A 21026-nucleotide genomic window follows, 5' to 3' on the forward strand; every position below is an offset into this window, starting at 1 on the left:
CGTGCCATGCCCTCCGGGGGTTGCGCGGTTGGGTCCGTCTTGGCTTGGGTGGTGTGTAGTCCGCGGGCCGTCTGTGGCTGGTCGCGCAGTTCCCCGCGCCCCTGGGTGGGACCATGCGAGGTGGGTATGAACAGTCACCGCAGGATCGCGTATTTCGTCTGTGGGCGGCGGGCCAAGTGGCTGGTGTTGGCACTGTGGCTGGTGCTGCTGGTGTTTGTCGCGCCCTTCGCGCAGAAGCTCACCGACGCCCAGGACAACGACGCCGCCTCCTGGCTGCCGGGGTCCGCCGAGTCCACCCAGGTCCTTCATCTCTCCGAGGGTTTCCGGCCCGAGCAGATCCCCGCGATCGTCGTCTACGCGCGCGGGAGCGGCCTCACGGCGGCGGACCGGGCCCGGATCACCGAGGGCGCGGCGCGCATCGAGAAGCTGCGGGACCACGGCATCCGGGGCACGGAGACCCGGGGCCCGGTGTACGACCGCACCTCCGATCCACGGGCCGCGCAGATCTTCGTACCCATCACGATGGACGAGCAGGGCTGGGAGCAGATCTCGTCCGCCGTCGCCTCTGTCCGGGCCGCCGCCGGTACCGCTGCGGCCGGGATGGCCGTGCACATCACGGGGCCCGGCGGTACGTCGGCGGACTTCTCCGAGGCCTTCGAGGGCATCGACTCGACGCTGCTGCTCTCGGCCATGGGCGTCGTCATCGTGATGCTGCTGCTCACCTACCGCAGCCCCACCCTGATCGTCGTGCCCCTGCTGGGTGTGGTCGCGGCCCTGTTCACCGCGCAGGCGCTGATCTACTTCCTCGCCGAACACGCGGGCCTGACGGTGAACGGTCAGAGCGCCGGCATTCTCACCGTGCTGGTGTTCGGCGCGGGGACCGACTACGCCCTGCTCCTGGTCGCCCGTTACCGGGAGGAGCTGCGCCGTCACGAGGACCGCCACGAGGCGATGGCGCTTGCCCTGCACCGCGCGGGCCCCGCCGTCATCGCGTCCGGCGCGACGGTCGTGCTCGGCATGCTGGTGCTGGTGGCCGCCGAGATGAACTCGACGAGCGGCCTGGGCCCGGTGGCGGCGATCGGGGTGGCGGTGGCCCTGCTGGCCATGATCACGCTCTTCCCCGCTCTGCTGGTGATCTGCGGCCGCTGGATCTTCTGGCCGGTGATCCCGCACAACGGCTCGCCGGACCCGACCGAGCGCGGCCTGTGGGCCCGGATGGGCCGGGGCATCGCCGTCCGCCCGCGCATGGTCTGGGGCATCACGGCGGCGGCCCTGATCGCATGCTCGTTCGGCCTGATGCAGCTGCGCGCCGAGGGGCTGAGCAACGCGGACGCGTTCACCGACAAGCCGGACTCGATCGTCGGCCAGGAGGTGTCCGCGCGCTACTTCCCGGCGGGCAGCGGCGATCCGCTCGTCGTCATCAGCAACCAGGCGCAGGCCCAGCAGGTCGGCCGGGCGGTCGCGGAGACGCGTGGCGTGGTGCCCACCTCCCTCGGTCTGCCGCCGAGCACGAAGGCCTCCCACGAGGGCAAGGTGCTGTTCGAGGCGACAATGACCGCCCCGGCGGACAGCGAGGCCGCGAAACAGACAGTGGAGCGGGTCCGGGACGCAGTGCACGCGGTGCCGGACGCCGACGCCCAGGTGGGCGGCGGTACGGCGGCCCTGCTGGACATGGACAGGGCGACGACGCACGACAACATGCTGATCATCCCGCTGGTCCTGGCAGTGGTCCTGCTGATCCTCTGCGGCCTGCTCCGGTCCCTGATCGCCCCGCTGCTGCTGATCGGCACGGTGGTGCTGTCCTTCGCGGCGGCACTGGGCATCAGCGCCCTCGCCTTCCGTCACCTGTTCGACTACGCGGGCGAGTCGACGGACTTCCCGCTGTTCGTCTTCGTGTTCCTGGTGGCACTCGGCATCGACTACAACATCTTCCTGACCACCCGTATCCGCGAAGAGGCGGCCCGTCAGGGCACCCGCAAGGGCGTGGTGACGGGCCTGGCGGCGACGGGAGCGGTCATCACCTCGGCGGGCCTGGTCCTGGCCGGCACGTTCGCGGCCCTCGGCACGCTGCCCATGGTGGCGTTCGCGGAGATCGGCTTCGCGGTGGCCCTGGGCGTGCTCCTGGACACGTTCGTGGTCCGGTCGGTCCTGGTCACGTCCCTGTTCCTGGACGTCGGCCCGAAGGTGTGGTGGCCGCACCGGCCGGCCAAGGAGTCCGACGGAACCGAGGCCCCGGAGCCGGCCGCCACCCCGACGGTCAGCCGGTCCGGCGAATGAGGGCCAGATACATGGCGTCGGTCCCGTGCAGATGCGGCCACAGCTGTACGTCGGGACCCTCGCCGAGGTCGGTCACGCCCTCCAACAGCGGCCGGGCGTCGACGAGTTCGGTGTGCGGATGCTGCTTGAGAATGTCGTCGACGACGGCCCGGGTCTCGGCGAGGTGCGGCGAGCAGGTGGCGTAGCCGACGATCCCGCCGACACGGACCGACTCCAGCGCGGTGGTCAGCAGCGCGCGCTGGAGCGGCGCGAAACCTTCCAGGTCCTCGGGGCGTCGCCGCCAGCGCGCCTCGGGCCGCCTGCGCAGCGCCCCGAGCCCGGTGCACGGCACGTCCATCAGCACCCGGTCGAAACTGCCGGCCCGCCACGGCGGCCGGGTCCCGTCCCCCACGATGACCTGGTAGGGGCCCGGACTGCCGTTCAGCGCCTTCGCGACCAGACCGGCCCGGTGCGGCAGCTTCTCGGAGGCGAGCAGCAGCGCACCCCGCTCCGCGGCGAGAGCGGCGAGCAGCGCGGCCTTGCCGCCCGGCCCGGCACACCCGTCGAGCCAGGCCTTGTCGGGCCCGTCGATCGGAACGTTGGCCAGGGCGAGCGCGACAAGCTGGCTGCCCTCGTCCTGCACGCCCGCACGCCCGTCCCGTACGGCGTCGATGGCCCCGGGTTCCCCGCCTTCGGCGAGCCGCACGGCGTACGGCGACCAGCGCCCCGGCACCGCGGCCTCCTCGAGGAGCAGCTCCTCGGTGGTGGACCGGCCCGGCCGGGCGACCAGGGTGACCTCGGGCCGCTCGTTGTCGGCGGCGAGCAGTTCCTCGATCCCGGCGCGGCCACCACCCAGCGAATCCCACAGGGCGGAGACGACCCACCTGGGGTGCGAGTGCACCACGGCGAGGTGGTCCTCGGGATCGTCGTCGTAGGGCGGCGCGACCCGCTCGATCCAGGCGTCGAGATCGTGCTGGGCGACCTTGCGCAGCACGGCGTTCACGAACTTGGCCCGCCCGTCACCGAGCACGACCCTGGCCAGCTCGACGGAGGCGGACACGGCGGCGTGCGTGGGGATCCGCGTCCCGAGCAGCTGGTGAACGCCGAGGCTGAGCACATCGAGCACCGGCGGATCGACCTCGCGCAGGGGCCGGTCGACGCATTGACCGATGACGGCGTCGTAGGTCCCCTGCCGACGCAGCGTCCCGTACACCAGCTCGGTCGCGAGAGCCGCGTCCCGCCCGTCGAAGTCCCCCTTCGCCCGGGCCGCCCGAAGGAGCGGCGGCAACACCAGATTGGCGTACGCGTCCCGCTCGTCCACGGCCCGCAGCGCCTCGAAGGCGAGGATGCGGACGGGGTCCTTCTGGGGCCGACGGTACGGCTTGCCGGTCTTGTGGGGCCGGCTGGGCTGCTCGCTCACGAAAAAGGTGCTCCGGATACGGGAAAAGGGGTGCGATTTCCAGCGTACGTCGTGCCGGGCCGGCCGGGATCTCGCGGTACCGCACTGGAACGGGCCGCGAGAGCAACTCAGGCGCCGAGCATCTCGCCGTCGGTGATCCGCACGCCCCGGGCCCAGTCGGCGGCGCGCATCGGCTTCTTCCCCTGCGCCTGCACCCACAGCAGTTCGACGGCGTGCGATCCGGTGCCGACGTACACGTTGTTCTTGCCGACGGAGAGCACGCCGGGAGCGAGATCGGTGCGCTCGGGCACGGGCGTGACCTGGATGAGCTTGAGCCGCTCGCCCCGGAACACGGTCCAGGCGCCGGGCGCGGGAGTGCACCCGCGCACGATCCGGTCGGCCCGGAGGGCGGGCACGGACCAGTCGACGTGCGCGTCCTCGACGGTGATCTTCGGCGCGAGGGTGATGCCGTCGGCGGGCTGCGGTACGGCCTTCAGGGTGCCGTCCTCGATGCCGTCCATGGTCGCGGCCAGCAGCCCGGAGCCCGCGAAGGCGAGCCGCGTCAACAGGTCGCCGCTGGTGTCGGTGGGCCGGATCGTCTCGGTCACCGTGCCGTAGACAGGCCCGGAGTCGAGGCCCTCCTCGATCAGGAAGGTGGAGGCGCCGGTGATCTCGTCGCCACCCATGATGGAGTGCTGCACGGGCGCGGCGCCACGCCAGGCGGGCAGCAGCGAGAAGTGCAGGTTGACCCAGCCGTGGGCGGGGATGTCGAGGGCGACACGGGGCAGCAGGGCCCCGTACGCGACGACGGGACAGCAGTCGGGCCCGATCTCGCCCAGCCTCGCGAGGAACGCCTCGTCCCTTGGCTTGACGGGCTTCAGCACCTCGATGCCGGCCTCCTCGGCCCGCTGGGCCACGGGGCTGGCGACCAGCCTGCGTCCCCGCCCGGCAGGCGCGTCGGGTCGCGTGACGACGGCGACCACTTCATGCCGTCCCGACCCGATCAGGGCATCCAGAGCGGGAACGGCGACCTCGGGGGTACCAGCGAAGACAAGCCTCATGGGTGGGCGGGGGCCTCTCGGACGGGATTCTGCGGGCAGCGCACCAGTCTATGACCGCGCTTCCAGGGGGCGTACGCATATGCCCCTACGCCCCCGCACCGTGACCACTCACGCAAAATCGCGTTGGTCAAGAAAGAGTTGACCACAACGGGCCGCACACCGCGCGGCCCTTCCTTTTCAACGCCGGTTCGAGAGGCTTGTTCATGGCCGACCACGCAACCCACGACGCCCAGGCTCGGGCCAGCCTGCATTTGCTGGTACGGGACATCGAGCGGGTCCGCCGGCAGGTGGACGCACTGCGCACGCTCACCGCCCAGTTGGGCAATGTCTACCGCCCGCGCCGCTCCGGCCCCTCCACGGGCTTCGTCGTCTACGGACGCGCCCCCGCCCCGACCGTCCGCCTCGCCCAGGAACTGCGGGACAGCGTCGAGACCCTGGTCACGGCAGCCGTGGACTTCGACCGCTCGCTCGGCTTCTCGTGGGACGCGGTGGGCTCCGCGCTCGGGGTCACCAAACAGGCCGTCCACCGCCGTTACGGCGCCCGCCGCGCCGCCGCCCAGGCAGCGGCCGAGGCCGAGCGCGCCACGGAGACCTCGGCAAGCCGCACGGTCAGCGTCGGCACAGTCAGCGGCGTAGGCACCGCCATGCCCACGGTCCCCGCGGCCCGCTCGATGCCGACCCAGCCGACGGCGGGCAGCCCGACCCTCCGCGACGAGGCAAGGCCCACGACGTTCCCCCGCGACGAGTCGAGGCCCACGGCCTTCCCCGGCCCACGCAACGGCTGACCCGAACCACCACCCCACCCCACCCTCTGCCCTCCCGCCCACACCCGGGAGGGCAGCGGCATGCAGGCCCCCAGGCCCAGCCATTTCAGCCCGTCCGGGGGTCCCCCTCTGCGGGAGTTCGAGGACGGGCGCGTTCGGCGCGAACGGGGGTTCGGGGACGGAGCCCCCGAGGATGGGACGGGAAGGGGCGGCGGGGCCGAACCCCCGCACTCTCAGCCGCCGCAAGCGTCGGACCGACACCCTCATCCGCCCTCTCCTGACGCCCAGAGCCCGACACCCACCCCTCTGCCGAGCCCTGATCCCCCGCCGGCCCTCGCCCAACGCCCGATCCCCACCGGGCCTTCAGCTCCACCCCAGCTGACCTGCAGTCCCCCACCAACCCCTTCTCACCCGATGTCGGGCGGATCGATCCGCACCCACACGCTCTCCTCCCCGCCCCGCCCCGCGCGAGCCATCCGCGCGGCCTGGGCAGCCTTCAGCGCGGCGGCCAGCGCGGACCCGCTCCCCGGTGGCACCCGGACCAACGCCCGCTCCCAGTGCTCCCCCGGCGGAGGCGCGCCCGCCCGCCGGGGCCGTCCCGCCGGCGTGACCGGCATCGGCACCGGCCCCAACACCTGCGCGTCCCCCGGCAGTTCGGCTCCCGAGAGGAACCCGGCGACGGCCTCCGCGGTCCCGGCGACGGATGCCATCCTGGACACCGGCGGGAACCCGAGCTCGGCGCGCTCCGCGAGCTCCCGCACGGCATGCCCGACGGGATCCCATCGCACCAGCGCCTGCACGGGCCGCAGGGTGGGCTCGGCGACCACGACGACCGTCCCCCCCGGCGCACCCTCTCCTCGCACGCCCTGCCCCCTGACGAGGGCCGCAGCCGCCATCCACCGCCGCAGCGCATCCTCCCCGGCCCGCAGGTCGGGGCGCCCGAGCATGGCCCAGCCGTCCAGCAGCAGGGCAGCCGCATACCCGCCCTCGGCGACGGGCTCGGCGCCGGGCGTGCTGACGACGAGCGCGGGCGTCCCCGGCACCGTGTCCAGCACATGTTCACGCCCGGAGGTCCGCACCGGCACGGCCGGAAACGCCCGCCCCAGCTCCTCGGCGGTCCGCCGCGCGCCCACGACCTGCGCCCGTAGCCGGAACCCGCCGCACTCCGGACAGTGCCAGCCGGTCTCCTCCCGCCCGCACCACGCGCACCACGGCGCCCCGGCCTCCCGCGCCTCCATCGGCCCGGCGCAGTGCCGGCACCGGGCCGGTTCCCGGCATCGATCGCAGGCCAGCCGCGGTACGTATCCCCGCCGGGGCACCTGTACCAGCACCGGGCCGTGCTTCAGCCCCTCCCGCACCGCCTGCCAGGCGAGGGTCGGCAGCCGCGCGGCCCGGGCGGCCTCGTCCCGTGCGAAATCCCCGTCGCCGACGGTACGGACGAGCGGAGCAGCCGCCCGCACCTGCTCCCGCCCGGCGACCAGCGGCCGGGCCCACCCGCTCTCGACCAGCTGCGCGGCTTCGACCGTGCAGCTCCAACTCCCCAGCAGAAATGCGCACTTGTCCTGCGCGGCCCGCAGCAACAGCACCTCGCGCGCATGCGGCTGCGGGGCGTGCGGCTCACTGTGGCTGTCGTCGCCGTCGTCCCAGATCGCGACGAGCCCCAGATCCCGGACGGGCGCGAACATGGCGGCCCGGGTCCCGACCACGGCCCGTACGGCACCCCGCCGCACGGCGAGCCACTCCCGGTACCGCTTCTCGGGCCCGGCGTCGGCGGTGAGCACGGCGTGCCGCCCCTCACCCAGGAGGGCGGTCAGGGCTGCGTCGACCCGCGCGACGGCCCGTCCGTCCGGCACGACGACGAGCGCCCCGCGCCCGGAGGCGAGGGTCGCACCGACGGCCCGCGCCAGCTCCTCGCTCCACTGGGGCCCGGGCAGGGCGTTCCACACGGCACGCGGCGCACCCCCGGAGGCGAGCGCCTCGAGAAACGCGCCCCCCCGCTCGTACCGCCCCCAGGTGCCGGCGTCCGGCGCCCCGGTGACGGGCAGAGCCACGGCCGAGGCCGCTTTCTCCGCCCGGGCGTTGCGCGGTGGCACGGCCAGTTGCAGCACGTCGGCAAGGCTCCCCGCGTACCGATCGGCGACGGCCCGAGCCAGCGAGAGCAGTTCCTCGCTCAGCACGACCTCGGGGGACACGACCTGTGCCAGCGCGGCCAGTGGCCCGGAGTAGTCGGACTCGGCGAGCCGCGCGACAAGGAACCCGTCGATCAGCCCCCCGCCCTCACGGCGCCCGTCCCGCACCCGATGCCGCCCGGCTCCGAACCTGACCCGCACCCGCACCCCGGGCTGCGCCTCGGCATCCAGCTCTTCGGGTACGGCGTAGTCGAAGTACCGGTCGAGATGCAGCACACCCTTGTCGACCAGGACCCGCGCGACGGGCAACTCCTTGGCCAGCGCGGCCCCCCGCCAGGTCCGCGGCTTGGCCCGCGGCGCCTTGGCCTGCCGCACACTCTCCCGAATCAACGCAAGCTGCTCGGGCGGCGCCGCCCCATCGGCCCTCCGGTCCCCGCCGCTCCCCTGCCCGTTCTCGCTGCTCACGCCTGCATTCTTACCAAACGCCACTGACAACGGGCGGCGTCCGAACTCCCGAGATCAAGTCGGCAGCGGCACGAAATTCCAGATTCACCGCACGCCCAAGGGACGTACTCCACCGAAGTAACCGCGGCCTGCGCACCGGGAGAGCACCATAGTAGGAACCCGCGCCCCCACCCCGCCAGTCATTTCCCGACACGGCGAAGCCCGGCGCCCTCTACAGGACACCGGGCCTCAACGATCGATCAAGCAGTCCGCTGTGGGCCTTACAGACCGACAGCCTTCCGCAGCGCCTCCACGCGGTCCGTCCGCTCCCACGTGAAGTCGGGCAGCTCGCGGCCGAAGTGACCGTACGCCGCCGTCTGGGCGTAGATCGGGCGCAGCAGGTCGAGGTCGCGGATGATCGCGGCCGGACGAAGGTCGAAGACCGTCGTGATCGCGGCCTCGATCTTGTCGGCGTCGACCTTGGCCGTGCCGAAGGTCTCCACGAACAGGCCCACCGGCTCGGCCTTGCCGATCGCGTACGCGACCTGGACCTCGCAGCGCGAGGCGAGGCCCGCGGCGACGACGTTCTTGGCGACCCAGCGCATCGCGTACGCAGCGGAGCGGTCGACCTTGGACGGGTCCTTGCCCGAGAAGGCACCGCCACCGTGCCGGGCCATGCCGCCGTACGTGTCGATGATGATCTTGCGGCCGGTGAGGCCCGCGTCGCCCATCGGGCCGCCGATCTCGAACCGGCCGGTCGGGTTGACCAGCAGGCGGTAGCCCTCGGTCTCCAGCTTGATGCCGTCCTCGAGGAGGGCCTTGAGCTCGTGCTCCACCACGAACTCGCGGATGTCGGGGGCGAGGAGGGAGTCCAGATCGATGTCGCTCGCGTGCTGCGAGGAGACGACGACCGTGTCCAGCCGGACCGCCTTGTCACCGTCGTACTCGATGGTGACCTGAGTCTTGCCGTCGGGGCGCAGGTACGGGATCGTCCCGTTCTTGCGGACCTCGGACAGGCGGCGCGCGAGACGGTGCGCGAGGTGGATCGGGAGCGGCATCAGCTCCGGGGTCTCGTCCGTCGCGTAGCCGAACATCAGGCCCTGGTCGCCAGCGCCCTGCTTGTCGAGTTCGTCCTCATCGCCCTCGACGCGCTGCTCGTACGCCGTGTCGACGCCCTGCGCGATGTCCGGCGACTGCGAGCCGATCGACACGGACACTCCGCAGGAGGCGCCGTCGAAGCCCTTCTTGGAGGAGTCGTAGCCGATCTCCAGGATCTTGTCGCGCACCAGTTGCGGGATGGGCGCGTAGGCCTTGGTGGTGACCTCTCCGGCCACATGCACCAGGCCGGTGGTGATCAGCGTCTCGACGGCGACTCGGGACGTGGGGTCTTGGCGCAGAAGCGCGTCGAGAATGGTGTCGCTGATCTGGTCAGCGATCTTGTCGGGGTGACCTTCGGTCACGGACTCCGAGGTGAAAAGGCGACGGGACACAACGCTCCCTGTGGTTGCAGCGGCTGCTGGCTGATCATTGGCGGACGGCTCGGGAGCTGCGCCCGGTGTCGTCCAGGAACAGTTTATCGGTCGCACTCGGCCATCGGCCCATCCGTCTCGCCTCTCGGAAGCGTCGTGACCTGCGACACGGGCATTCTGCCCACCACGAGCGGTGGGCGCCAGAGGGCGCCACGCCCCGAAGCACGAGACAGGGGGATGTTAGGGGTCTGTCGGGGCGGCAGGAACATTCACCGACATTCACTCCAGGCGGCCGACTACCCGATCCCATACGACCTCGGCCAATGCCTCCTTCGGCCCGTGCGGCACAAGGGTCTCGCTGCCGTCGGCGCCCAGCACGACGGCCTCGTTCTCCTCCGAACCGAAGGTCCGGCGCTCCCCCACCTCGTTCACGACGAGCAGGTCGCACCCCTTGCGTCGCAACTTCTTACGGCCGTTGGCGAGGACGTCGTCCGTCTCGGCGGCGAAGCCGACGACCACTTGGCCCGCTCGGGCGCGGTCGGCCGAGATCTCCGCGAGAACGTCCGGATTCCGGACCAGGACGACGGGTTCGGGGTCCTCGCCGTCCTTCTTCTTGATCTTTCCGGTCGCGTAGGCCGCCGGACGGAAATCCGCGACCGCCGCGGCCATCACCACGGCGTCGGCGTCCGCGGCTGCCTTGAGCACGGCCTCGCGCAGTTGGACGGCCGTCCCCACGGGCACGACGTCCACGCCGGCCGGGTCCGGCAGGCCAGTGTTCGCGGCGATCAGGGTGACGCGGGCGCCCCGCGCGGCGGCCGTACGGGCGAGCGCGTACCCCTGCTTGCCGGAGGAGCGGTTGCCGAGGAAGCGGACCGGGTCGAGGGGCTCACGGGTGCCGCCGGCGCTGACGACGACGTGCCGGCCGACGAGGTCGGGTTCCGTCACGCCCCGGGCCAGGACCCGGCGGCAGACCTCGAAGATCTCGGCCGGGTCGGGCAGGCGTCCCTTGCCCGTGTCGACGCCGGTGAGGCGCCCCACGGCCGGTTCGATGACGAGGGCGCCCCGGCGGCGCAGCGTCGCCACGTTCTCCCGGGTGGCCGGGTGCTCCCACATCTCCGTGTGCATGGCGGGGGCGAAGACGACCGGACAGCGGGCGGTGAGGAGGGTGTTCGTGAGCAGGTCGTCGGCGAGACCGTGGGCCGCCTTCGCGAGCATGTCGGCGGTCGCCGGGGCCACGACGACCAGGTCGGCCTGCTGGCCGATACGGACGTGCGGGACCTCGTGGACGTCGTCCCAGACCTCTGTGGAGACGGGGTGGCCGGAGAGCGCGGACCAGGTCGCGGCTCCGACGAAGTGCAGGGCCGACGCGGTGGGGACCACGCGGACGTCGTGGCCGGACTCCGTCAGTCTCCGCAGCAGCTCACAGGCCTTGTACGCGGCGATGCCGCCACTGACCCCCAGTACGACCTTCGGCTTGCCCATCGGGCCTCCCCTGACTCGGTACGCGTCCATGACACACCACAGGCCCGACAGTCGCTCCCCCAGCTAACGCTGGGAGGTGCCCCCTGTCGGGCCTGTGGATAAGTGAGCCGAAAGTTGAAAATACTACTGCGCGGGGCCCTCAACGGCCTCGGACGTCAGCAGACCCGCGTTGATCTCACGCAGGGCGATAGAGAGCGGCTTCTCATGGACATGGGTGTCCACGAGCGGACCGACGTACTCAAGGAGGCCCTCGCCGAGCTGCGAGTAGTACGCGTTGATCTGGCGGGCACGCTTGGCCGCGTAGATCACCAGGCTGTACTTCGAGTCGGTGGCTTCGAGGAGCTCGTCGATCGGAGGGTTGATGATGCCCTCGGGCGTGGAGATGGAAGAGGACACGCTCTGCCTTCCGAAAGGTGGGATGGGATCGAAAACGATCACACAACTTCCATCAAGACTAGCAGTTCGCGTGCTACGTCCTCGACAGAGGTGTTGACCAGGGTCTCGTCGAACTCCGGCTCGGCGGCCAGTTCGATCTTGGCCGCGTCCAGGCGACGTTCGATCACCTCGGGCGGTTCGGTGCCCCGCCCGGTCAGTCTGCGCACCAGCTCCTCCCAGGAGGGAGGAGCCAGGAACACCAGCAGAGCGTCCGACATGGACTCACGGACCTGCCGGGCGCCCTGGAGATCGATCTCCAGGAGGACCGACTCGCCGGACTCCAGCCGCTCCAGCACGGCCGCACGCGGCGTGCCGTAGCGGTTGCCCGCGAACTCGGCCCACTCCAGGAGCTCGCCGTTGGCGATCAGCTTGTCCATCTCCTCGTCGGTGACGAAGAAGTAGTGGACGCCGTGCCGCTCACCGGGGCGTGGCTTTCGGGTCGTCGCCGACACCGAGAGCCACACCTCGGGGTGTGCCTTGCGCATATGGACGACGACCGTGCTCTTACCGACGCCCGAGGGGCCGGAGAGCACGGTCAGCCGCGGACGTACGTCCGGGGGCTCGGGGGTCGTCCCCCGGAATGTTGCAGCCATGCGGCGATTATTCCAGGAATCCCGGGGTGCCAGGACTCAGGAGCCGGTGCTGCCGAACTCGCGCTCCAGGGAGGCGACTTGGTTGGAGCCAAGGCCACGCACTCGGCGGCTCTCGGAGATACCGAGTCGCTCCATGATCTGCTTGGCGCGGACCTTGCCCACGCCCGGGAGCGATTCGAGCAGCGCGGAGACCTTCATCTTGCCGATGACGTCGTTCTCGCGACCCTGCTTGATGACCTCGTGAAGGGAGGCGCCGGAGTGCTTGAGTCGATTCTTGACCTCGGCCCGCTCCCGGCGAGCCGCGGCGGCCTTTTCGAGCGCGGCTGCGCGCTGTTCAGGGGTAAGGGGCGGAAGAGCCACGCCTACGTCACCTCGGATGTCGAACTGTCGGATACGGACCGGTGAGGAACCTGATCGCCCCTCACCTGGTGAGCTACGAGCAACACGCTCGCTCGTTGGCTCTGGTCGGAGACTAGCGGCCAAGTCCGCCAGAGTCAGCGAGAACAGCGGAAAAGTCCTGGTCAGCCTTCACCAGGTCGGATATTTCGGTCAAACTGCCCTGGATTTGAGAATGTATTCAGTCTCAGGGCGTCCGGAAGTCACTCATCGGAGGACTTCGCCGAACTGTGCGAATGCTCAGGTGGCGGCCACCGCGGCCCGGATCTCGTCCGCGAAGCGGTCCGACGCGTCCCGCAGGGCGACGAGTTCGGGACCGTGACGCAGAACACCCCGGCTGACGTTCGGAACCACGTTCCGCAGCGCCGCGCCGAACACCCCCCGAAGATCGGCCGGGGTCGCCCCCTGCGCACCGACTCCGGGCGCCAGGATGGGTCCGTTGATGTCGAGGTCGTAGGACGAGAGGTCGCCGAGCGTGGCTCCGACGACCGCGCCGAAGGAACCCATGGGCCGCTCCCCCGCGTTCTCCGCGGCGAGGTACGCCAGCATGGTCGCTCCGACGTTCAGCCCGTCCTCGCGGACGGCGTGCTGCACCTGACCGCCCTCGGGGTTGGAGGTCAGCGCCAGCACGAACAGGCCCACGCCGCTCTCCCGCGCGAGGTCGACCGCCGGCTGCAGGGAGCCGTAGCCGAGATACGGCGAGACGGTGAGCGCGTCCGAGAACAGCGGGGCGCCCTTCTCCAGGAAGGCTTCGGCGTACGCGGCCATGGTGGAGCCGATGTCGCCGCGCTTGGCGTCCGTCACGACCAGCGTGCCGGCCTCCCGCGCCTCCTGGACCGTCTTCTCCAGTACGGCGACGCCGCGCGACCCGAACCGCTCGAAGAACGCGCTCTGCGGCTTCAGCACCGCGACGCGCCCGGCCAGCGCCTCGACGACGGTGCGGCTGAACCGCTCCAGGCCGGTGACATCGTCGTTCAGCCCCCAGTCGAGGAGCAGGGAGGCGTGCGGGTCGATGCCGACACAGAGCGGGCCGCGCTCGTCCATGGCGCGGCGCAGCCGGGCACCGAAGGGTTCCAGGACTGTCATACGGTCTTCCTTACGTCGGCGCCGACCGCGTCGGCGAGGGTGGCGTACGGGCTCGTACGGAGGCGGGCGGCGAGCCCTTTGTGGATGGCGCGTCCCCAGAAAGGGCCCTCGTATACGAAGGCGCTGTAGCCCTGTACGAGCGTGGCGCCGGCCAGGATGCGCTGCCAGGCGTCCTCGGCGTTCTCGATGCCGCCGACGCCCACCAGGGTGATCCGGTCGCCCACGCGCGCGTAGAGGCGGCTCAGGACCTCCAGGGAGCGTGCCTTCAGGGGTGCGCCGGAGAGGCCTCCGGTTTCCTTGACCAGAGTGGGTTCGGAGGTCAGGCCGAGTCCCTCGCGCGCGATGGTGGTGTTCGTGGCGATGATCCCGTCCAGGCCGAGTTCGACGGCGAGGTCGGCTACGGCGTCCACGTCCTCGTCGGCGAGGTCGGGCGCGATCTTCACCAGGAGCGGTACGCGGCGCGCGGTCACCGTACGGTCGGCGGCCTCGCGGACGGCGGTCAGCAGGGGGCGCAGCGCCTCGGTGGCCTGGAGGTTGCGCAGTCCGGGCGTGTTGGGCGAGCTGACGTTGACGACGAGGTAGTCGGCGTACGCGGCGAGCCGCTCGGTCGATTTCACGTAGTCGGCGACGGCTTCGCCCTCGGGGACGGCCTTGGTCTTGCCGATGTTGACGCCGACGACGGTCCGGACGACCGCCTCCCGGCTCGCCAGACGGGCCGCCACGGCCAGCGAACCCTCGTTGTTGAATCCCATGCGGTTGATGAGCGCCCGGTCCGGCACAAGGCGGAACAGCCGCTTCCTGGGGTTGCCGGGCTGCGGCACCCCCGTGACCGTGCCGATCTCGACGTGGTCGAAGCCGAGCATCGACATCCCGTCGATCGCGACCGCGTTCTTGTCGAAGCCGGCCGCGAGCCCGAAGGGCCCGTGCATCCGCAGCCCGAAGGCCTCGGTGCGCAGTTCCTCGTACCGGGGCGCGAGGGCGGCGGCGACGAACGTCCGCAGCACGGGGACGCGGGCGGCGAGGCGGATCCAGCGGAAGGCGAGGTGATGGGCCTCTTCGGGGTCCATCCGTTTGAAGACCAGTCGGAAGAACAGCTTGTACATGGTGGTGTCCTCGCTACGGCCTCGCGGTGAGGCCTCATGAAGAGGGGGACACCGTTTCCGGTGTCCCCCTCAGGGCTGCTAGTCGCGGGCCGCGGTCAGCTGTTCGGCGTGTTCCTGGAGCGAGCGCACGCCCACGTCACCCTGTTTGAGGGCGTCGATGCCCTGGACGGCCGCGGCGAGCGCCTGGACGGTCGTCAGGCAGGGCACGGACCGCGCCACGGCCGCCGTACGGATCTCGTAGCCGTCGAGGCGGCCTCCGGTGCCGTACGGCGTGTTGACGATGAGGTCGACCTCGCCGTCGTGGATGAGCTGGACGATGGTCTTCTCGCCGCCTGGACCCGTGCCCTCGTTCTGCTTGCGGACGACCCTCGCGTTGATGCCGTTGCGCCTGAGGACCTCGGCCGTGCCGGAGGTGGCGAGCAGCTCGAAGCCGTGGGCGACCAGTTCACGGGCCGGGAAGATCATCGAGCGCTTGTCCCGGTTGGCGACCGAGATGAAGGCGCGCCCCTTCGTCGGCAGCGGGCCGTACGCCCCCGCCTGCGACTTGGCGTACGCCGTGCCGAAGGCGGAGTCGATGCCCATGACCTCGCCGGTGGACCGCATCTCCGGGCCGAGCACGGTGTCGACACCGCGCCCGGAGGTGTCGCGGAAGCGGTTCCAGGGCATGACGGCCTCCTTGACGGAGATCGGCGCGTCCAGGGGCAGTTCGCCGCCGTCGCCGGTCGCCGGCAGCAGTCCCTCGGCTCGCAGTTCGGCGACGGTCGCACCGAGCGAGATCCGGGCGGCGGCCTTCGCCAGCGGCACCGCGGTCGCCTTCGAGGTGAAGGGGACCGTGCGGGACGCGCGCGGGTTGGCCTCCAGGACGTAGAGGATGTCGCCGGCCAGCGCGAACTGGATGTTGATCAGACCCCGGACGCCGACCCCGCGCGCGATGGCCTCGGTCGAGGTCCGCAGCCGCTTGATGTCGAAGCCGCCCAGGGTGATCGGGGGCAGCGCGCACGCCGAGTCGCCGGAGTGGATACCGGCCTCCTCGATGTGCTCCATGACGCCGCCGAGGTACAGCTCCTCACCGTCGTACAGGGCGTCGACGTCGATCTCGATCGCGTCGTCGAGGAAGCGGTCGACCAGGACCGGCCGGGAGGGGCTGATCTCGGTCGACTCGGCGATGTAGGACGACAGCCGGGTCTCGTCGTACACGATCTCCATGCCGCGCCCACCGAGGACGTACGACGGGCGTACGAGGACCGGGTAGCCGATCTCGTCCGCGATCGCCTTGGCCTCGGCGAAGGTGGTCGCCGTGCCGTGCTTGGGGGCCGGGAGACCGGCCTCCGCGAGGACCCGGCCGAAGGCGCCCCGGTCCTCGGCGGCGTGGATGGCCTCGGGCGGGGTGCCCACGATCGGTACGCCGTTGTCCTTGAGTGCCTGCGCGAGGCCCAGCGGGGTCTGGCCGCCGAGCTGCACGATCACACCCGCGACCGGACCCGCCAGGGACTCCGCGTGGACGATCTCCAGCACGTCCTCGAGGGTCAGCGGCTCGAAGTACAGGCGGTCGGAGGTGTCGTAGTCCGTGGAGACGGTCTCCGGGTTGCAGTTGACCATCACGGTCTCGTAGCCGGCGTCGCTCAGCGCGAAGGAGGCGTGGACGCAGGAGTAGTCGAACTCGATGCCCTGGCCGATGCGGTTGGGGCCGGAGCCGAGGATGATCACGGCCGGCTTCTCGCGCGCGGCGACCTCCGTCTCCTCGTCGTACGAGGAGTAGAAGTACGGCGTCTTCGCCGCGAACTCGGCGGCGCAGGTGTCGACCGTCTTGTACACCGGACGCACGCCCAGCGCGTGCCGCACCTCGCGCACGACGTCCTCGCGCAGGCCCCGGATCTCGCCGATCTGCTGGTCGGAGAAACCGTGCCGCTTGGCCTCGGCCAGGAGTTCGGGGTTCAGCCGCTCCGCCTCTGCCAGCTCGTCCGCGATCTCCTTGATCAGGAACAGCTGGTCGACGAACCACGGGTCGATCTTCGTGGCCTCGAAGACCTCCTCGGGCGTGGCGCCCGCGCGGATGGCCTGCATGACGGTGTTGATGCGCCCGTCGGTCGGCCGTACGGACTCCGTCAGCAGCTCCGCCTTGTCGCCGGGCTCGCCGACGAACGTGAACTGGCTGCCCTTCTTCTCCAGCGACCGCAGCGCCTTCTGGAGGGCCTCGGTGAAGTTGCGCCCGATGGCCATGGCCTCGCCGACCGACTTCATGGTGGTCGTCAGCGTGGAGTCGGCGCTCGGGAACTTCTCGAAGGCGAACCGCGGAGCCTTGACCACGACGTAGTCGAGCGTCGGCTCGAAGGAAGCCGGGGTCTTCTCCGTGATGTCGTTCGGGATCTCGTCGAGGGTGTAGCCGACGGCCAGCTTTGCGGCGATCTTGGCGATCGGGAAGCCGGTCGCCTTGGAGGCGAGGGCCGAGGAACGTGACACGCGCGGGTTCATCTCGATGACGATGACGCGGCCGTCGTCCGGGTTGATCGCGAACTGGATGTTGCAGCCGCCGGTGTCGACCCCGACCTCGCGGATGATCGCGATGCCGATGTCCCGGAGGCGCTGGTATTCGCGGTCGGTCAGCGTCATCGAGGGCGCCACGGTGATCGAGTCGCCGGTGTGCACGCCCATGGGGTCGAAGTTCTCGATGGAGCAGACGACCACGACGTTGTCGTTCTTGTCGCGCATCAGCTCCAGCTCGTACTCCTTCCAGCCGAGGATGGACTCCTCCAGGAGCACCTCGGTGGTCGGAGACAGGGTCAGGCCCTGGCCGGCGATGCGGCGCAGCTCCTCCTCGTCGTGGGCGAAACCGGAGCCGGCGCCGCCCATGGTGAAGGATGGCCGGACGACGACCGGGTAGCCGCCGAGGGTGTCGACGCCCGCGATCACGTCGTCCATGGTGTGGCAGATGACCGAACGGGCGGACTCGCCGTGCCCGATCTTCGCGCGGACGGCTTCGACGACGCCCTTGAAGAGGTCGCGGTCCTCGCCCTTATTGATCGCCTCGACGTTGGCACCGATCAGCTCGACACCGTACTTCTCCAGGACACCCTGCTCGTGCATGGAGATCGCGGTGTTCAGGGCCGTCTGGCCGCCCAGGGTGGGCAGGAGCGCGTCGGGGCGCTCCTTGGCGATGATCTTCTCGACGAACTCGGGGGTGATCGGCTCGACATAGGTCGCGTCGGCGATCTCCGGGTCGGTCATGATCGTCGCCGGGTTGGAGTTGACCAGGATGACCCGGATGCCCTCGGCGCGCAGGATGCGGCACGCCTGGGTGCCGGAGTAGTCGAACTCGGCGGCCTGGCCGATGACGATCGGGCCGGAGCCGATGACCAGGACGGACTGGATATCGGTGCGCTTAGGCACGCTGGCCCTCCATCTGGACTGTGCTCATCAAAGACGTGAAGCGGTCGAACAGGTAGGCGGCGTCATGCGGGCCCGCTGCCGCCTCGGGGTGGTACTGAACGCTGAACGCGGGCCGGTCGAGCAGCCGGAGCCCTTCCACGACCTGGTCGTTCAGACAGACGTGCGAGACCTCGGCGCGCCCGTACGGCGTCTCGGAGACCCGGTCGAGCGGCGCGTCCACGGCGAAGCCGTGGTTGTGCGCGGTGACCTCGACCTTGCCGGTCGTACGGTCCTGCACGGGCTGGTTGATGCCCCGGTGGCCGTACTTCAGCTTGTACGTGCCGAAGCCGAGCGCCCGTCCCAGGATCTGGTTTCCGAAGCAGATGCCGAACAGCGGCGTGCCGCGCTCCAGGACCGCCCGCATGACGGCTACCGGGTGGTCCGCGGTGGCCGGGTCGCCGGGTCCGTTGGAGAAGAACACACCGTCGGGATTGACGGCGTACACGTCCTCCACGGTGGCCGTGGCGGGCAGTACGTGCACCTCGATGCCACGCTCGGCCATCCGGTGCGGGGTCATGCCCTTGATACCGAGGTCGATGGCGGCGACCGTGTACTTCTTGGCGCCGATCGCGGGGACGACGTACGTCTCCTTGGTGGCGACCTCGGCCGAGAGGTCGGCGCCCGTCATCTCCGGGGCCTGGCGCACCTCGGCGAGCATGGTGCCGTCGTCGGGCAGCGCGTTGCCGGAGAAGATACCGACGCGCATGGCGCCGCGTTCCCGCAGATGACGCGTCAACGCGCGCGTGTCGATGCCGGAGATGCCGACCACGCCCTGGTTGCGCAGTTCCTCGTCGAGGGAGCGCCGCGAGCGCCAGTTGGAGGGCACGCGCGCGGGGTCCCGTACGACATAGCCCGCGACCCAGATCCGCTGCGACTCGGGATCCTCGTCGTTGACGCCGGTGTTACCGACGTGCGGGGCGGTCATCACGACCACTTGGCGGTGGTAGGACGGGTCGGTGAGGGTCTCCTGGTAGCCGGTCATACCGGTCGAGAAGACGGCCTCTCCGAAGGTCACCCCCACGGCCCCGTAGGCGCGACCGCGGAAGATCCGGCCGTCCTCCAGGACGAGTACGGCGGGAGTTTTCGTGGCTCCCCGGGTGGAGGTCGTCATCGTGCGCCTTCCGTTTCCGTCGTCTTGTTGATCATCTGGTTCAGGGTGCGGACCCACTCGTTGTGCTCGGCCGCGCGGTCGGAGCGGAACCCGGAGTCCAGCAGCTTGCCGCCGTGCTCCCAGGTGACGACCAGCAGGCCGCCCTCGGTGAGGACCTTGCCCGCGATGCCCTTGTCGAGCCGGGCCTCGCGCAGGGCCTCCAGGGGGACGTAGAAGTCGGCAGCGCCGGGGCGTACGACGTCCAGTCCCGCGTCCGTCAGTGTCAGCTCGACCCTGCTGCGGGTGCCGAGGCCGTGCGCCACGATGCGGTCGAGCCACTGACCGGCGGTGGTGGAGCCGTGGTAGCGGCCACTCATCGACAGCACAGTCAGTGTCGCCGCCCCGGGCTCGTCCGGCGCGACGAGCAGCTCGGGCAGATCGCCCTGGAGCGTGCCGCGCCACTTCCAGCCCTCGCGCATCAGCCAGTAGATGAGCGCGACGAAGAGCGCGAGCCCCACCAGCCAGCCCACCCGGGCGGCCCAGTCGGTCACCTCCGCCGACTTCTGTTCGGCGGCGACGTACGTCAAATGCGGCAGTGATGTCACGCGAGCTTCCCGTCGACGAGCGTGGCCTTGCCCCGGAGCCACGTGTGCGTGACACGGCCCGGCAGCTCACGGCCCTCGTACGGGGTGTTGCGGCTGCGGGAGGCGAAGCCCGCGGGGTCCACCGACCCACGGTATGCCGTGTCGACGAGCGTGAGGTTGGCGGGCTCACCTGCCGAGACGGGGCGGCCGTGGCCCGTCGCCCGCCCGATGCGCGCGGGGGCGAAGGACATGCGGTCGGCGACGGTCGCCCAGTCCAGCAGTCCGGTGTCCACCATCGTCTCCTGGACCACTGACAACGCGGTCTCCAGGCCGACCATGCCCATGGCGGCGGCGGCCCACTCGCAGTCCTTGTCCTCGTGCGGGTGCGGGGCGTGGTCGGTGGCGACGATGTCGATGGTGCCGTCGGCGAGCGCCTCGCGCAGGGCCAGTACATCGCGCTCGGTGCGCAGCGGCGGGTTGACCTTGTAGACCGGGTTGTACGTCCGGACCAGCTCGTCGGTGAGGAGGAGGTGGTGCGGGGTCACCTCCGCGGTGACGTCGATACCCCGGGACTTGGCCCAGCGGATGATCTCGACGGACCCGGCGGTCGACAGATGGCAGATGTGGACCCGCGACCCGACGTGCTCGGCGAGCAGCACATCACGCGCGATGACCGACTCCTCGGCGACGGCGGGCCACCCCCCGAGCCCCAGCTCGGCCGACACCACACCCTCGTTCATCTGGGCGCCCTCGGTCAGCCGCGGCTCCTGCGCGTGCTGGGCGACGACCCCGCCGAAGGCCTTCACGTACTCCAGGGCGCGCCGCATGATCACGGCGTCGTCGACGCACTTGCCGTCGTCGGAGAAAACGGTGACACCGGCCGCCGACTCGTGCATGGCGCCCAGCTCGGCGAGCTTCTTGCCCTCCAGGCCGACGGTGACCGCGCCGATGGGCTGCACGTCGCAGTAGCCGTGCTCCTGCCCGAGCCGGTAGACCTGCTCGACCACACCGGCGGTGTCGGCGACCGGGAAGGTGTTGGCCATGGCGAACACCGCCGTGAAACCGCCGCTCGCCGCCGCCCGGGTGCCGGTCAGCACGGTCTCGGAGTCCTCGCGCCCCGGCTCACGCAGATGCGTGTGCAGGTCGACGAGCCCCGGCAGCAGCACCTTCCCGTCGGCCTCGACGACCTCGGCACCCTCGTCGGAAAGCCCGGCGCCGACGGCGGCGATGGTCCCGCCGTCGATCAGGACGTCCTGCGGCTCGCCACCGAGCACCCGCGCACCACGAATAAGGATCTTGCCCATGTGTC

At 70.9% G+C, this 21026-nt stretch carries 16 protein-coding genes; 2 read left to right on the top strand and 14 right to left on the bottom strand.

The genetic code is table 11. From position 1 onward, the window contains the following. Positions 1-126 precede the first annotated feature (126 nt). Positions 127-2277, top strand: a complete 2151-nt coding sequence (locus G3I71_RS15205) for an MMPL family transporter (RefSeq protein WP_164314984.1) — start codon at positions 127-129, stop codon at positions 2275-2277. Here the strand turns inward: G3I71_RS15205 and G3I71_RS15210 are convergent. Together G3I71_RS15210 and fmt are read right to left on the bottom strand one after the other, a co-directional pair. After that, positions 2258-3676 (bottom strand): transcription antitermination factor NusB, encoded by a 1419-nt coding sequence (locus G3I71_RS15210; RefSeq protein ID WP_164314986.1) that lies wholly within the window; start codon positions 3674-3676, stop codon positions 2258-2260. The two genes, G3I71_RS15205 and G3I71_RS15210, sit on opposite strands and share 20 nt — an antisense overlap. 107 nt (positions 3677-3783) lie before the next feature. After that, positions 3784-4716 (bottom strand): methionyl-tRNA formyltransferase, encoded by a 933-nt coding sequence (gene fmt / locus G3I71_RS15215; protein WP_164314988.1) that lies wholly within the window; start codon positions 4714-4716, stop codon positions 3784-3786. 203 nt (positions 4717-4919) lie between these two features. Here fmt and G3I71_RS15220 point away from each other — a divergent pair, with 203 nt between their 5' ends. Then, positions 4920-5501, top strand: a complete 582-nt coding sequence (locus G3I71_RS15220; RefSeq protein ID WP_164314990.1) for a hypothetical protein — start codon at positions 4920-4922, stop codon at positions 5499-5501. A gap of 386 nt (positions 5502-5887) precedes the next feature. On the opposite strand, the gene G3I71_RS15225 is transcribed toward G3I71_RS15220, so the two are convergent. The 12 genes from G3I71_RS15225 to G3I71_RS15280 form a co-directional block, all read right to left on the bottom strand. Next, positions 5888-8074, bottom strand: coding sequence for a primosomal protein N' (locus G3I71_RS15225; RefSeq protein WP_164314992.1), 2187 nt, complete (start codon positions 8072-8074; stop codon positions 5888-5890). A gap of 260 nt (positions 8075-8334) precedes the next feature. Continuing rightward, entirely contained in the window at positions 8335-9543 is a 1209-nt protein-coding gene (gene metK, locus G3I71_RS15230) for a methionine adenosyltransferase (protein WP_164314994.1), read from the bottom strand. A 258-nt stretch (positions 9544-9801) separates the two neighbouring features. Continuing rightward, positions 9802-11004: a bifunctional phosphopantothenoylcysteine decarboxylase/phosphopantothenate--cysteine ligase CoaBC gene (coaBC, locus tag G3I71_RS15235; RefSeq protein ID WP_164314996.1), complete on the bottom strand. Its 1203-nt coding sequence runs from the start codon at positions 11002-11004 to the stop codon at positions 9802-9804. A 123-nt stretch (positions 11005-11127) separates the two neighbouring features. Beyond that, positions 11128-11400 carry a DNA-directed RNA polymerase subunit omega gene (gene rpoZ, locus G3I71_RS15240; RefSeq protein ID WP_006382157.1) on the bottom strand — a complete coding sequence of 91 codons (273 nt, stop codon included), beginning with the start codon at positions 11398-11400 and terminating at the stop codon, positions 11128-11130. Positions 11401-11438: 38 nt separating this feature from the next. Then, a complete protein-coding gene (gene gmk / locus G3I71_RS15245; protein WP_164314999.1) occupies positions 11439-12032 on the bottom strand; it encodes a guanylate kinase in 594 nt (197 codons plus the stop codon). 36 nt (positions 12033-12068) lie between these two features. Next, positions 12069-12392 carry an integration host factor gene (locus G3I71_RS15250; protein WP_164315001.1) on the bottom strand — a complete coding sequence of 108 codons (324 nt, stop codon included), beginning with the start codon at positions 12390-12392 and terminating at the stop codon, positions 12069-12071. A 276-nt stretch (positions 12393-12668) separates the two neighbouring features. Then, the gene (gene pyrF, locus G3I71_RS15255; RefSeq protein WP_164315004.1) at positions 12669-13514 is read right to left on the bottom strand and encodes an orotidine-5'-phosphate decarboxylase; all 846 of its coding nucleotides are present in this window, start codon (positions 13512-13514) and stop codon (positions 12669-12671) included. Further along, positions 13511-14617 (bottom strand): quinone-dependent dihydroorotate dehydrogenase, encoded by a 1107-nt coding sequence (locus tag G3I71_RS15260; protein WP_164315006.1) that lies wholly within the window; start codon positions 14615-14617, stop codon positions 13511-13513. Before G3I71_RS15260 ends, pyrF begins: the two co-directional genes overlap by 4 nt. Before the next feature lie 78 nt (positions 14618-14695). Further along, positions 14696-18004: a carbamoyl-phosphate synthase large subunit gene (gene carB / locus G3I71_RS15265; RefSeq protein ID WP_164315008.1), complete on the bottom strand. Its 3309-nt coding sequence runs from the start codon at positions 18002-18004 to the stop codon at positions 14696-14698. Beyond that, positions 17997-19154 carry a glutamine-hydrolyzing carbamoyl-phosphate synthase small subunit gene (carA, locus tag G3I71_RS15270; protein WP_164315010.1) on the bottom strand — a complete coding sequence of 386 codons (1158 nt, stop codon included), beginning with the start codon at positions 19152-19154 and terminating at the stop codon, positions 17997-17999. Before carA ends, carB begins: the two co-directional genes overlap by 8 nt. Next, entirely contained in the window at positions 19151-19738 is a 588-nt protein-coding gene (locus G3I71_RS15275) for a hypothetical protein (protein WP_343242965.1), read from the bottom strand. Before G3I71_RS15275 ends, carA begins: the two co-directional genes overlap by 4 nt. Further along, positions 19735-21021 (bottom strand): dihydroorotase, encoded by a 1287-nt coding sequence (locus tag G3I71_RS15280; RefSeq protein ID WP_164315012.1) that lies wholly within the window; start codon positions 21019-21021, stop codon positions 19735-19737. Before G3I71_RS15280 ends, G3I71_RS15275 begins: the two co-directional genes overlap by 4 nt. Positions 21022-21026 lie beyond the last annotated feature (5 nt).

The organism is Streptomyces sp. SID12501, from assembly GCF_010550245.1.
GTDB lineage: Bacteria > Actinomycetota > Actinomycetes > Streptomycetales > Streptomycetaceae > Streptomyces.

Excerpts from the sequence above, each read along its gene's own strand:
- G3I71_RS15205 (WP_164314984.1), top strand. The coding sequence starts at position 127 with ATGAACAGTCACCGCAGGATCGCGTATTTCGTCTGTGGGCGGCGGGCC.
- fmt (WP_164314988.1), bottom strand. The coding sequence starts at position 4,716 with ATGAGGCTTGTCTTCGCTGGTACCCCCGAGGTCGCCGTTCCCGCTCTG.
- G3I71_RS15220 (WP_164314990.1), top strand. The coding sequence starts at position 4,920 with ATGGCCGACCACGCAACCCACGACGCCCAGGCTCGGGCCAGCCTGCAT.
- coaBC (WP_164314996.1), bottom strand. The coding sequence starts at position 11,004 with ATGGGCAAGCCGAAGGTCGTACTGGGGGTCAGTGGCGGCATCGCCGCG.
- gmk (WP_164314999.1), bottom strand. The coding sequence starts at position 12,032 with ATGGCTGCAACATTCCGGGGGACGACCCCCGAGCCCCCGGACGTACGT.
- pyrF (WP_164315004.1), bottom strand. The coding sequence starts at position 13,514 with ATGACAGTCCTGGAACCCTTCGGTGCCCGGCTGCGCCGCGCCATGGAC.
- G3I71_RS15260 (WP_164315006.1), bottom strand. The coding sequence starts at position 14,617 with ATGTACAAGCTGTTCTTCCGACTGGTCTTCAAACGGATGGACCCCGAA.
- carA (WP_164315010.1), bottom strand. The coding sequence starts at position 19,154 with ATGACGACCTCCACCCGGGGAGCCACGAAAACTCCCGCCGTACTCGTC.
- G3I71_RS15280 (WP_164315012.1), bottom strand. The coding sequence starts at position 21,021 with ATGGGCAAGATCCTTATTCGTGGTGCGCGGGTGCTCGGTGGCGAGCCG.